Consider the following 13,289-nt stretch of genomic DNA (forward strand, 5'->3'; position numbering starts at 1 on the left):
ACAGTACAAGGTCCCAACTAAAGTACTAAGCTGCTGTGCGTCTTGGCGATAATGACCATCAGCACAAGGCTCACGCACGCTGTCATGATAACAAGGCCACGTACCTTAGGCGCAAGTCTTGAATTAAAGGCCATAAGCGCTGCTGCAACATACAAGACTAATAACACGAGTTTTTCCGTTAACCAGGCATCCACAAAAGGATATTGCCCAAGGGAGATGCACAAGAGCAGCGCCGATAATAATAACAATAATGTCACTATCTTGTGGCTTTTAAGGGCGATTTCATTAGCCAATAAATGTGGATAGTAATAGGCCCAACTAGATCGTAGGATGAAACTGAACATGCTCAAACCCACTAAGATTAAATGGGTTTTTAACAACATAGCGTACATATGATGACCTTGGTTATCCTGTTGATCGGATGCGCTGTATTCAAACGCACGTTTAAAGGTAACCGGAATTGCACCAACAATCCTTGATCTATATCAAAGCTTAGTTTCAAGAGAATATGGGTAGGAAGATGACCCTAGGGTCAGTACGGCAGTGGTGGTAATATGGTGTAGTGAGAAAATGATATAAGGTCATCAGTATGGATAAAAACGAATTTAGAACCCGTTATAGTTTACACAGGCTTAGCGATGTCATCCCCTCGGCGCCGGTAAAAATGCCCAGTCGTAAGGCCGCTGTTCTTATCCCATTAATTGAAAAAAATCAGCAACTGCATATACTGCTCACTCAAAGACCGATGCACCTACGCTCCCATCCTGGGCAAATCAGTTTTCCCGGAGGTAAGACAGAGCAAGGCGATAAAGACGATATTGCCACAGCGTTAAGGGAAGCCCATGAAGAAATAGGGTTAGCCAGTAGCAATGTTGAAGTGCTGGGGCAGTTTCCAACCCATAAAACCTTCACCGGCTTTGATGTCACTCCCGTGGTTGGAATTATCGAACGGCCATTTAAGCTAGTGATTGACCCAGGTGAAGTACAAGACTGTTTCACTGTGCCATTGCAATACTTTATTCAGCAGGAAAACCGTCATCAGAAACGCTTTATGCGCAATGGCAAGGAATACACTGTGTATCTTATGCCGTTCGAAGACCGCTTTATTTGGGGGGTAACGGCAGCCATCATAGATTTGCTCTGCCGCCATATCAGTCTAGATAACGTAGCGAATATACAAACCAGCCGCTAATGAAACCAAAAACAGCAAGGGGATATTGACCCAGTAACCCACTTTGCTATGACTCGATACATAAAAATTAAACGCCAAATTCACAAAGCTAATGCCAGCACAGGCCCAAATGATGTATTCAAGTTGCACAGTCAACTCAGGATCCCAATGCAACCTGACCGCCACGCCTTTACTGAGAAAGTAGCCCACCGCCCTGTCCGGCCTTGCCTCACCAAATACCAACAAGGCATACACGGCCAATGCCCAACCCGCTATTGAGAGCAAAGTTAGTATTGTTTGAAACACTCGCACCTTAGTCATGCCATAAATCCTTATTTGCCCCTGAGTATCACCTTGGGCTGACGATGTTTATTATTCTTATAGGCAGATACTGCACTATTTTTAATCAGTTTTCGCCTTTTTCAGGCCGATTTCAATACGATAACAAAAACTTGACTGATAATCTCTATAGATCAGCGTTTACAGCTTGTTAAATGTCTCCAGCAAGGTAAGATAAATGCACTTTTTTCTATTATTATCGATCCATTGGAGAGTTAAGCAACAATGAGCATTGCATCTGTCGCTTCTGTATTTAACGGTGATCATGCTGTAGGTTCACAAGTCACTGTACGTGGCTGGGTTAGAACCCGTCGTGATTCTAAAGCTGGTATTTCATTTTTGGCCCTGTATGACGGATCTTGTTTCGATCCTATTCAAGGCGTAATCCCTAATAATTTACCCAATTACGACGATGAAGTGCTTAAGCTTACTGCCGGTTGCTCTTTAGTCATGACAGGTGATGTGGTTGAATCTCCAGGTGCGGGTCAAGCGTTCGAGCTACAAGTGACTGCTGTTGAAGTTACCGGTTGGGTTGATGATCCTGATACCTACCCCATGGCCGCGAAACGTCACTCTATCGAACATTTACGTGAGCTTGCTCACCTTCGCCCAAGAACCAACATCATAGGCGCCGTGGCCCGCGTACGTAACTGTTTATCCCAGGCCATTCACCGCTTCTATCATGAGCAAGGCTTTATTTGGGTATCAACCCCACTTATCACAGCCTCTGATTGTGAAGGCGCCGGAGAAATGTTCCGCGTGTCCACATTAGACATGGAAAACCTGCCTCGCACTGACGCGGGCAAAGTGGATTACGATAAAGACTTTTTCGGTAAAGAATCATTCCTTACGGTATCGGGTCAGCTTAACGCTGAAACCTATGCCTGCGCCCTGTCAAAAGTGTATACCTTTGGCCCGACCTTCCGCGCTGAAAACTCAAACACCACGCGCCACTTGGCTGAGTTTTGGATGGTTGAGCCAGAAGTGGCCTTCGCCACCTTGGATGATGCGGCAAAATTGGCTGAAGACATGCTGAAATATGCCTTCAACGCTGTGCTTAATGAGCGCATGGATGACTTAAGCTTCTTCAACGAGCGTGTCGACAAAACCGTTATCGAGCGCCTGCAAGCCTTCGTCAGCAGTGATTTTGCTCAAGTGGATTACACAGATGCGGTTGAAATCCTTAAAAACTGTGGCAAGAAGTTTGAATTCGCCGTTGAATGGGGAATCGACTTACAGTCTGAGCATGAGCGCTACTTAGCCGAAGAACACTTTAAAGCCCCTGTGGTCGTTAAGAACTACCCCAAAGACATTAAAGCCTTCTACATGCGCTTAAACGATGACGGTAAAACCGTTGCCGCCATGGACGTATTGGCACCAGGCATAGGCGAAATCATCGGCGGCGCACAGCGTGAAGAGCGTTTAGATGTGCTCGATGCCCGCCTTGCTGAAATGGAGTTAAGCCAAGAAGATTACTGGTGGTACCGAGATTTACGCCGTTACGGCACAGTGCCGCATGCAGGTTTTGGTCTAGGGTTTGAGCGTTTAGTCTCTTACGTGACAGGTGTTAACAACATTCGTGATGTTATCCCCTTCCCTCGTGCACCACGGTCAGCAAGCTTTTAATATCTGTCTATAGAGAGGCTTAAGCTTCAGACAAAAAACGCGCTTAATGCGCGTTTTTTTATTTCTTACGCCGCCATGAAAAAGGCACTGTCGAAAGAGCAAATGAAAGACTTACAACAAGCCTATTTAAATGCCTTTAATCGATTAATTTAATGCTGGCTATGGGCTACTGATATTGTGGCTGACGACCAATACTGATAATGACGCTTTTAATTTCAGCCCATTAGTCTATAAGCGGACTTAACACTAACGGCTTAACGCTAAACTGCAACTGTTCTAACTGGTCAATCTGCCCGTTGGTTAAGGTAAAACGGCCTTGCTCTGTGAGCGGCTGTTCAATGCCATTCAGGCGTATTACTGGGCTCTGCAAAGCACCAGCGGCAAACTCAAAGGTTAATCCGCTTAAGGGTTTTCTGAAATACTTCATCGGGAACCCCTGCAAGCCATCAAGCAGCGCATCCATGTCAGCCTTTACTTGCAACAACTCGATTTTCTTGTAGTCTTGCTGCACAGATTTAGCCCGCACTTGCATGGCAATGGCGCAGCTTTCAGCTTTACCTGTCATCTCTAAATTAATGAGACCGCGATCTGACTTAAACTCGGCATCGAAGGGCAGGAATAAACGCTGAGACTCATCATAAGACAGCGGTGCACTGGTCTTTACTGTGGTGATGTTGCCAGAGATAATGGTGCAATCTGGAGTTTTAGGCACGCTAAAAGCAAGCTCAGCCAGTGGATAGTTGTGCTTATTCACTTGCTTTAACCTGTCATAGAAACCCACGTATTCCAGTGAGACGGTTTCTGCACTGACAGAGGTTGCATTCAACGCCATTGCTAGGCTCAAAAGACCGCCACTTAAGCATGATAATTTCATAACAGGTTTCCTTGGAATTCGAACAAAATAGGGTAGAGAATGCGGCGGCCTTGTTTAACAATCAGTAACGCCTGCGCCAATCCAATCAGTGCTCAGCCACTTTTAGCTGTGGCTAAGTTTTAGCTTGGCGGCTCAATTGCGCCACAGTGTAACTGAAACGACGTTAAAATAATGTATTCCCCGCTAAAAACGCCCACTTCTGCCTGTATTTCAGACAGCTATAACAATTATTGCATTTGCTATGAGTAAACTGACAAAATTTACTTTAGAATGCCACCACCAGGTTTTAAGGAAAATCCCTGCATGGGTAATCAAGATTTATTGGCAACAAGCCAACTCGATTCAATACAACAATTGGTTGCCATAGGTGGTGGCCACGGCTTAGGCCGGGTGTTATCCGCCTTATCTTCCATGGGTCCACGGCTTACAGGGATAGTTGCCACCACGGACAATGGCGGCTCGACCGGCAGGCTCAGGCAAGATCAAAACACCATAGCTTGGGGGGATCTGCGTAACTGTATCTCTCATTTGGCTATGCGCCCTTCCTTAGGTGCACGCTTATTGGATCACAGGTTCGAAACTGAGAATGAGCTACAAGGTCATAATTTAGGTAACCTTATCCTCTATGCCCTAGATCAACTCTGCGTCAGACCCTTGGAAGCGGTGGATCTCATTCGCAATATGTTGCAAATCAACACCCGTATTATCCCTATGTCCGAGCACTCCACCCATTTGGTGGCACTAAGCGCCTGCGGCGCGAAAATCTTTGGTGAGCTCAATGTGGATGATATGGCAGATGCGCCGCTGGCATTAATGCTAGAGCCCGAGGTCTCTGCCACCTCAGAGGCCTGCGAGTCAATTTTAAATGCTGAGGTCATTATCTTAGGGCCAGGCAGTTTCTTAACCAGCATAATGCCAAACCTATTGTTGCCTGAATTAGCCCAAGCCTTAAGAAAAACCCACGGCCAAATCATCTTTATCGATAACTTGCATCAAGAGTTATCACCGGCAAAACACATCAGCTTGGCTGATAAAATCGCCTGGTGTCATCAGGCCATAGGTAAAGATGTCATTAGCCAGGTAATTTGCCATGGTAAGGACATCAGGTTAGAAGGGCTTTATAATTATTTCCCATTGGCATCTAAGCAAGACAGTGGCAGGCACGATAAACAACTATTACGCCATGCCATAGAACGGGTTATTGTCCAGTCGAAAGCGGCTAAGTTGCAAGCCTTACTTAGGCCCACACTGACGACAATCTGAGTGTCCCCTTCTTTATAGTACTGCCAAAAGTACTGCCAATAGTACAGTCAATTTGATTGATGCCGGCGTATCTCCTTCGTAGGCATCAGGTTCCACTCGCATCTTTACCCCTTAGTCTGTATACTGCGCGACCAGTTCTAGGCACTTGCCCCGTTTTATTAAATGGCTTGTGTCGCCTTATCTCATTGATACCCTAGGAAGTCCCGCTTTGATCTCTACCGCAAACATCACCATGCAATTTGGCCCAGAGCCATTATTCGAAAACATATCGGCGCAATTTGGTCACGGCAACCGTTACGGCTTAATCGGCGCCAATGGATGTGGTAAGTCCACGTTTATGAAAATATTAAGCGGCGCACTGGCACCAACCTCAGGCAATGTGTCTATTACACCCGGTTTGAAAGTGGGTAACTTGAGTCAAGATCAGTTCGCGTTTGAGCAACACAGTGTCATAGATACCGTGATCATGGGCGACATGAAACTGTGGAAGGTCAAGCAAGAGCGTGAAGCCATTTACGCTAAGCCTGATATGACAGATGAAGATGGCATGCGAGTGGGCGATCTTGAAAGTGAATTTGCCGAAATGGACGGTTACAGCGCCGAAAGCCGCGCCGGTGAAATATTAATCGAAGCTGGTATAGATGAGTCGATGCATTTTGGCTTAATGCAGCAAGTGCCTCCAGGTAAAAAGTTAAGGGTATTGCTGGCTCAGGCCTTATTTGCCAATCCCGACATCTTGCTACTGGACGAACCGACCAACAACTTGGATATTCACACCATCAGCTGGTTAGAGACAGAGCTTAATAAGCGCAAATGCACCATGATCATCATTTCCCACGACAGGCATTTCTTGAATGCCGTCTGTACCCATATGGCTGACATAGATTATGGTGAACTGCGCATTTACCCAGGTAACTATGAGTTCTTCTTGGCTCAATCAAGCCTTATCCGTGAGCAGCTTTTGGCAGGAAATGCCAAGAAGAGTGCTGAAATCGATGAACTACAAGACTTCGTTAATCGATTCGGGGCCAACGCCTCTAAAGCAAAGCAGGCCAGCTCTCGTGCTAAGAAAATGGACAAAATTAAGCTTGATGATGTTAAATCTTCCAGCCGTATTACCCCATCCATACGTTTTGAAGCCGGCAAGAAAATGCACCGCCAAGCCTTAATATTAGAAGGCTTAGGCCATGGTTTCGATGAAGGCATGTTATTCACCGGTGGCGATTTGATCTTAGAAGCCGGCGCCAAGCTTGCTATCATAGGTGAAAACGGCGTGGGTAAGACCACACTACTGCGTTGCCTAGTGAACGAATTAAGCCATAAAGAAGGCGTGGTCAAGTGGTCTGAAAATGCGGCCGTAGGTTATTGCCCCCAAGACAGCAGTGCCGATTTTGATAACGATCTTACCCTGATGGATTGGATGTCACAGTGGCGTTTACCTAAGCACAACGATTTGATGGTGCGCGGCATGTTAGGCCGTTTACTGTTCACCGAAGATGATGCCAACAAGAAAGCCCGTAATTGTTCCGGTGGTGAGAAAAACCGTCTATTGTTTGGCAAGTTGATGATGCAAGACGTCAATGTGCTTATCATGGATGAACCCACCAACCACATGGACATGGAAGCCATTGAAGCCTTGAATAACGCCTTAAAAGACTTCGAAGGGACCTTGATTTTCGTGAGCCATGACAGAGAATTTGTCTCGTCACTGGCAACCCGCGTCATAGACATCAAAGATAAAAAATTGATTAACTTCCAAGGCAGCTTCGATGAATACTTAGCCAGCCAGTCAGAAGCACAAAAAATCGCATAAACCAAGGCATCAAGCTTAAGGCTTGGGTTCAAACACTTAAGCCTTTTTAAAGCAGCGCCTCAACTCACCCGTCATTGTCTTTCAATGACGGGTGTTTTTTTATCCAAAACACCCCTTTCGCCAATCCCGTCATCTATCGAACAAAATGCTATAACAGTCTGATGGAAAACCTGAGTTTTGTGATGAAAGATGGGGTGATCTACAAGCAATAAGACGGTAAGCATGTCCTTGGCGAGTAAAATTAAGCACTTTATTAGTCTTGATATGTTATTTATCTCGCGCCTTTGGTATAAGCTTATGATAGTTCGCTTGTATTCATGCTAAGGAATAGATTATGAATGTGTTAGTTTCGCAGATCATGAGTCGCCGGGTTGTCACTGTGGACATGGATGACAGGTTGCAAGTGGCTAAAGACATTTTCGATAATGTAAAATTTAACCACCTACTGGTTATCGATGAAGATAACCAACTGCAAGGGGTGCTTTCACATCGGGATCTGGTGCGCGCCTTAAGCCCGAATCTAGGCACGGCAGCAGAGTTTGTCCGCGACACAGACACCTTGCAAAAACGGGTTCATCAAGTGATGAGCCATGATCCCATCACAGTCGCCCCTGATATCGATATCAAGCAGGCAAGTCAGCTTATTCTCAAGCACGGGATAGGCTGCCTTCCCGTGTTAGAAAATAACATTATCTTAGGGATCATTACCTGGAAAGACCTGCTCAGAAGTTTTAGCCAAGCTTAATTTGAATCAGAATAGGATCAAGAATGGGATCCAGGTTGGATCCCATCGAATTCAGTCCGGCTTAATCCAGCTTAAAAAGCCCCACCTGCTCGTCTAAGGATTTAGACAAACGTAACAATTTTTCACTGACCAACTTACTGCCGCGGGCATCCACCAAGGATTGCTCGGCGTTATCACGAATGCCAATCACGCTGCGGTTAATTTCTTCCGCGGCAAGGTTTTGCTGCTCAGTGGCATCGGCCATGTGCACATTAAGCTGATTAATTTCACTCATCTGCACAGAGATGTCCCGCAGCGCCTGCGCCACTAACTGCACTTGATTAGCCCGCTCATCCGCTTCGGTGGACGAAGCATTCATGGCAATGACTGTATTTTGAGCTTCTTGTTGCAGCTTAGCGATGGTTTTGCGAATTTCATCGGTGGAATGGTGAGTCTTAGTGGCCAAAGAGCGGACTTCATCGGCAACCACGGCGAAACCGCGACCGGTTTCACCTGCCCTTGCCGCTTCAATGGCGGCGTTTAACGCCAACAGATTGGTTTGCTCGGCGATGGCACTGATGACCTCCAGTACCTTGCCCACTTCTAAGGTTTGCTGTTGCAACTGGCCAACCTTAGAGGCCGCGTCACGTACATCCGCCGCAAGTTGGTTAATACTCTGCTCTGTTTGCTCGGCGATCAGGGTATTGTGCTTAGCCAACCTGTTGGTTTCATCTGATTTTTGCGAGGCAAAATGTGTGGTGTTTCTCACTTCTGCTGAACTTGTGCCCAATTCATTAATGGCGGCTGCCACAGAGTCCGTGCCTTCTTTTTGATGCTTGATAGCCTCTTCGGTGGCTTCTGCCGTGCTGTGTATGGTTTCGGCGGATTGGATGAGCACTTTCGATGAAGCAGACACCTTGAGTATGCTGTCTTTGAAGGATGCCATCATTTGGTTGAAGTTAGCCGCTAGTAGCCCTAACTCATCCCCTGAGCTGTCATTAATATTAGCGCTCAAGTCTTTGTTCTGCGTCGCTGAGCGCATGATGTTACCTATGCGTTTAAGGCGCTTGATAAAGAGTTTTCTAAACAGTACCCCAAGAAAAATAAAGGTGACTAAGAAAATGACAGTTAATAATCCTGTGCTAAACAGGGTGTTTCGATTGACCGCCTTGTCAATTTGTTGCAGCGAATAGCTCAGTTTCACCACCCCAAGGACATCACCTTCTTGTGCCTGATGACAGCCCAAACAGTTAACGCCATTACTGTCTGCGCTGGCAACCAGAGGTTTTAAATAGGTGAGCACCCTAAAATTATCGCGTTTTTCGATAAACATGGCTTCTTTGCCTAACAGCGCCGCCTCTTCTGCTGGGGTTTGCGCCTGTTCTTCTGCTTTACCTTGACCATAGAGGGTATTCACCTGCTGGCCGCGAATAATATGCGCATCCTTAATATTGGCCTGACTGCGAATTTTATTGCTGAGAATGTCACGGTTGGCCATAGTGCCAGTGAGCATCATGGTATTGAGGGAGTCGAAATAATTGTCGGCCAACAAATGCACAGTACTCTCAACGGTTTCTTGGGCTAAGGCGCGTTGCTGGTTAGAGTTAATGACTATGCTAGCGGTTAAGACCAAGACACCGGTAAACGCCAGTGACGCGTAGATCTTATGCTGAATTGATTTCAATGCCATAGGGTAAAATTCTCATCCTTAAGGTTACATCTTGTATGCTGGGAGTTAACAATTTCTTAACGCACTGTTCTAGATAGACAAAATACTCATCTGGATAGACAAGGTACCGGCCTAGAACCTAGAACTAGTGTCCTAAAAATAGTGCCGCTGCATACTAAGATTATTCACAATCTAAGACAATAGCCCTAGACTGTGACCTGACAAGATTTACCCGAATAGGCAAAGGTTTATGCGAAAAGTGTGAACTTGCCCCACTTTCCCTACAACTAAGATTTATTCATTGATGACGGCAGGCTTTATTTTTGCCGGCGTCAAGCTACTGCCCATGGACGCGACGATGACTAAACCTATGGCGGCCCATTGCCACAAGGTTAATTGCTCAGCCAGAATGATAAAACCGGCTAAGGCGGCGATGGCGGGCTCCAAGCTCATCAATACACTAAAGGCTTGGGTTGGCATATTGCGTAATGCCACCATTTCCAACGAATACGGCAATGCACTGGATAACACCCCCACCAGCAGACCAAGAGGCAAGACTTCCCAGCTCAGTAGCGCCATCCCTTGACTTACAACCCCGATGGGCACTATAGCAATGGCCGCCACCGTCATGCCTAAGGCTACAGTGATCCCGCCTGATGTTTGCTTACCCGTGCGGGTACCAAAGAGTATATAGCCCGCCCAACAAGCACCCGCTCCCAGCGCCATGAGTGCACCGCCGAGATCTAAGCCTTCGGCGCTACTCAGATCAGGCAATAACAGTAAGATCCCCGCAATAGCACAGCCCACCCAAAATAGATCGCTCTTTCTCTTTGAGCCAAAAAGCGCCACGGCTAAAGGCCCAGTAAATTCAAGCGCAACCGCGATGCCAAGAGGAATTCTGTCTATGGCTAAATAAAATAAGATGTTCATTCCGCCAAGGCACAAACCATAAATGATAATGCTCTGCCAATCCCGCCCTTGAGGCAAGGCACGCCAAGGACGAAACACCAGCCATAGAATAAGCGCAGCAAAGCCTAAGCGCAGCGCTGTAGTGCCATCGGGGCCAACTACAGGGAAAAGCTGTTTTGCTAATGACGCACCAGACTGAATGGTCACCATGGCAAGCAAAACGCTGGCCACTGCGGTTAATAATACGCGGTTGATTTGCATAGATAATAAGTCCACAACACTGAAAAAGCCTTTAGACAGGCATTCTACCCGAGGCCACTCACTAAGCACATCAAATATATCTCACACACGCTCCAAGTCAGACCTCATTGAGGGCGAATGAGCATGGACCCTAAGCAGGTTAACTAGAGTCGATAATCATTTGCAGTAATCTGGATCATCGCAGCCTCTGTAACGGCAGAATAATCATGGGCAAAGATGGCTTGCCCCATGTTGGAAAAAACATATGAAACAGAAGTGGATAACCTGAGGGGTGAAGCTAGAAAGTTATAAAATTTAGCGATGGGACATTAAAACGCACACTTGTTATCGAGCCAATGCCAAAACGACATGATAACGCCTTCAGAGGAGACAGATTTTGCTTTGCCAGCATCCACTAGCGCCTTTACCGGTTTAGGCTGTTTATTCGCTAACTCTTTGACGGCCTCATGTTGCTCCTGCTTTTGCTCTTGCTCTTTTTTGGCCCGCCTGTCATCGGCCTTATTAGCCTGTAGTGCCAATCGTCTTCTCTGTTCTAGGGTTAAACTGGCCATTAAACTCAACGATGGCTTAGGTATAACCGTTGTAACCGAATACCAAGCCGCTCTTGGGGTTCCACACATACTGTCACCTCTTTTGCTGATCGCTTGCCATTCATAGAAACAACGGCAAAGTACATTGAAGTAGACAGGCAAAAGCCAGCAAAACTGTCATCACTTTCATCACTTTCGCAACAAACGACAAGGCAACAAGGCAAGTTAGGCGCTATGAATCCTAGAGTGACGCTTGATGTGCCTCAATCAGGCTATCCATCTTTAATTGTGCCCGAATTCGCACTTGGGCTAAGGTTTCATCGGCTAACATAGGAAGGTTAACTTCGTAATAACACTTAACTTTAGGCTCAGTGCCCGATGGCCTGACAATAACCCGCTGTCCTTCTGCTAATTCATAGATAAGCACATCGCTTTTAGGTAAGTCTATGATTTCACGTTTGCCATCCGAATAACGCTTTTCACTGGCGTTAAGATCTGAACACGCAAGCACAGCAAACCCGCCTATCTGCTGGACATTCTCAGCCCTTAACTTAGCACCTATGGTCCCAGCATCCCCTGAAGTCGCGATACTCACTTGACTGTTTAAATGATAGCCATGCTGCTGATAAATTTCGGTTAACCTATCCCAAATCGTGTAATTATGACAGCTAAGCTCGGCGCACAATTTTGCAAAAGCCACCAGCGCCGACAGGCCATCTTTGTCCCACACCAGATTACCCACGGTATACCCTAAGGCTTCCTCATAGGCGAACAAGAACCGGGAATGGGGAGTAGAAAGTCCGATGGCCTCATTCATCAACCACTTAAATCCAGTCAGCGTGGTGTAGCAAGGCGCATCGAATGCCGCGGCGATTTTAGATAACAAGCTCGAAGACACAATAGTACACCCCACCAAGCGCTGATCGCTGCTCGAATGGCTAAGCAAATAATGCCCCAGTAACACCCCGACCTGATCGCCAGTGAGCATTTGATAGTCACCGTCATCTTTACGTACAGCCACCGCAAATCGGTCCGCATCGGGATCGTTAGCGCAAGCCAGCATGGCCTGGTGCTGTTTGGCTTCGGCAATCACCAGATCCATGGCGCCTGGCTCCTCAGGATTAGGAAAATTCACCGTTGGGAAATTACCATCGGGCTCTCGCTGCACCGCAACACTGAATACCCGATTAAATCCAGCATCCTTAAGCACTATCTCAGCCATGTTAGCCCCAACACCATGCATGGCGGTATAAGCCAAGCTGATGTTATCGGCTCCTGGAGTAAACACCTTGCCCTCTTCGTTCTTTTCGAGTCCAAATTGCAGCACGGCAGCATGATACAACTGGTGCCTATAAGACTCGTAAAAATCATCCATTAACCAATGTAACTTCTCTTGTTTAGTGGCGTCGATAAGCTCGCAAAAAGGCAAAGCCTGAGTGGCGGCATACTCAATACAGGCGGCAATACCTGTGTCATGGGGCGCAATAATCTGTGCACCATTGTGCCAATACACTTTATAGCCGTTGTAAGCCGGTGGATTGTGGCTGGCTGTCACCACTATGCCTGCTGCGGCGCCAAAATGTTTCACCCCAAAAGCCACCAAGGGCGTTGCGGCAACTTTGGCGGTGAGGAACACCTTAAACCCCATACCCGTTAACACACTCGCCGCATCATGAGCAAATTGCCGCGAGTCATGACGACCATCATAACCAATCACCACACCCCGCTGGCACGCCTCTTTTATTTGTCCCTGCAAATACGTCCCAAGTCCTGCGGTAGTTTGACGCACCACCAAACGATTCATACCCATAGGGCCAGGACCGACAATGCCGCGAATACCCGCTGTGCCAAATTCCAAGCGGCCACTAAAGCAGGCGGCAATTTTTGCCTCATCGCCTTCTGCAATTAACGCTTCTAATGCCTGTTTTTCATTGTCATCATTCAGTTGGCCTAGCCAATGATTAACTTGAAATTGCAGCTGACTATTCATGGATAACCTCATGGGGAGTGAGTTAATGCTAATGCCTCATACCATGGCACACGGGGCGAAAACTGGCTAGCGGTCAAAGAGGTTTTTACACAATTTTAGCCATTTTCAATGTCCCAGCTT

The 13,289-nt window shown here is 46.8% G+C and carries 12 protein-coding genes; 5 read left to right on the top strand and 7 right to left on the bottom strand.

The annotated features are described in order from the left end of the window. Positions 1–17: 17 nt before the first annotated feature. Positions 18–392 (bottom strand): SirB2 family protein, encoded by a 375-nt coding sequence (locus SDEN_RS10200; protein WP_011496394.1) that lies wholly within the window; start codon positions 390–392, stop codon positions 18–20. Between the two features lie 197 nt (positions 393–589). Between SDEN_RS10200 and SDEN_RS10205 the strand changes: the two genes are divergently transcribed. Then, positions 590–1,192, top strand: a complete 603-nt coding sequence (locus SDEN_RS10205; RefSeq protein ID WP_011496395.1) for a CoA pyrophosphatase — start codon at positions 590–592, stop codon at positions 1,190–1,192. Here the strand turns inward: SDEN_RS10205 and SDEN_RS10210 are convergent. Beyond that, a complete protein-coding gene (locus SDEN_RS10210; protein WP_011496396.1) occupies positions 1,157–1,492 on the bottom strand; it encodes a hypothetical protein in 336 nt (111 codons plus the stop codon). The two genes, SDEN_RS10205 and SDEN_RS10210, sit on opposite strands and share 36 nt — an antisense overlap. A 243-nt stretch (positions 1,493–1,735) precedes the next feature. Here SDEN_RS10210 and asnS point away from each other — a divergent pair, with 243 nt between their 5' ends. Next, complete coding sequence (gene asnS / locus SDEN_RS10215; RefSeq protein WP_011496397.1) at positions 1,736–3,136, top strand: asparagine--tRNA ligase; 1,401 nt, start codon at positions 1,736–1,738, stop codon at positions 3,134–3,136. A gap of 223 nt (positions 3,137–3,359) precedes the next feature. Here the strand turns inward: asnS and SDEN_RS10220 are convergent, their stop codons facing one another. Further along, on the bottom strand, positions 3,360–4,010 hold the full coding sequence (locus SDEN_RS10220; RefSeq protein ID WP_011496398.1) for a DUF2987 domain-containing protein: 651 nt from the start codon (positions 4,008–4,010) through the stop codon (positions 3,360–3,362). Between the two features lie 303 nt (positions 4,011–4,313). Here SDEN_RS10220 and yvcK point away from each other — a divergent pair, with 303 nt between their 5' ends. From yvcK to SDEN_RS10235, 3 genes are all read left to right on the top strand, one after another. Beyond that, a complete protein-coding gene (gene yvcK / locus SDEN_RS10225; RefSeq protein WP_011496399.1) occupies positions 4,314–5,273 on the top strand; it encodes a uridine diphosphate-N-acetylglucosamine-binding protein YvcK in 960 nt (319 codons plus the stop codon). 208 nt (positions 5,274–5,481) lie between these two features. Beyond that, complete coding sequence (locus SDEN_RS10230) at positions 5,482–7,086, top strand: ABC-F family ATPase (RefSeq protein ID WP_011496400.1); 1,605 nt, start codon at positions 5,482–5,484, stop codon at positions 7,084–7,086. A gap of 334 nt (positions 7,087–7,420) precedes the next feature. Then, on the top strand, positions 7,421–7,831 hold the full coding sequence (locus SDEN_RS10235; protein ID WP_011496401.1) for a CBS domain-containing protein: 411 nt from the start codon (positions 7,421–7,423) through the stop codon (positions 7,829–7,831). 61 nt (positions 7,832–7,892) lie between these two features. On the opposite strand, the gene SDEN_RS10240 is transcribed toward SDEN_RS10235, so the two are convergent. The 4 genes from SDEN_RS10240 to SDEN_RS10255 all read right to left on the bottom strand — a co-directional run bounded on the left by SDEN_RS10240 (position 7,893) and on the right by SDEN_RS10255 (position 13,169). Then, positions 7,893–9,500, bottom strand: a complete 1,608-nt coding sequence (locus SDEN_RS10240) for a methyl-accepting chemotaxis protein (RefSeq protein ID WP_011496402.1) — start codon at positions 9,498–9,500, stop codon at positions 7,893–7,895. 273 nt (positions 9,501–9,773) lie between these two features. Beyond that, on the bottom strand, positions 9,774–10,649 hold the full coding sequence (locus SDEN_RS10245; protein WP_041406220.1) for an EamA family transporter: 876 nt from the start codon (positions 10,647–10,649) through the stop codon (positions 9,774–9,776). Between the two features lie 308 nt (positions 10,650–10,957). After that, the gene (locus SDEN_RS10250) at positions 10,958–11,269 is read right to left on the bottom strand and encodes a hypothetical protein (protein ID WP_011496404.1); all 312 of its coding nucleotides are present in this window, start codon (positions 11,267–11,269) and stop codon (positions 10,958–10,960) included. 151 nt (positions 11,270–11,420) lie between these two features. Further along, on the bottom strand, positions 11,421–13,169 hold the full coding sequence (locus SDEN_RS10255; RefSeq protein ID WP_011496405.1) for a phospho-sugar mutase: 1,749 nt from the start codon (positions 13,167–13,169) through the stop codon (positions 11,421–11,423). Positions 13,170–13,289 lie beyond the last annotated feature (120 nt).

The sequence above is a fragment of the Shewanella denitrificans OS217 genome (assembly GCF_000013765.1).
Classification (GTDB): domain Bacteria; phylum Pseudomonadota; class Gammaproteobacteria; order Enterobacterales; family Shewanellaceae; genus Shewanella; species Shewanella denitrificans.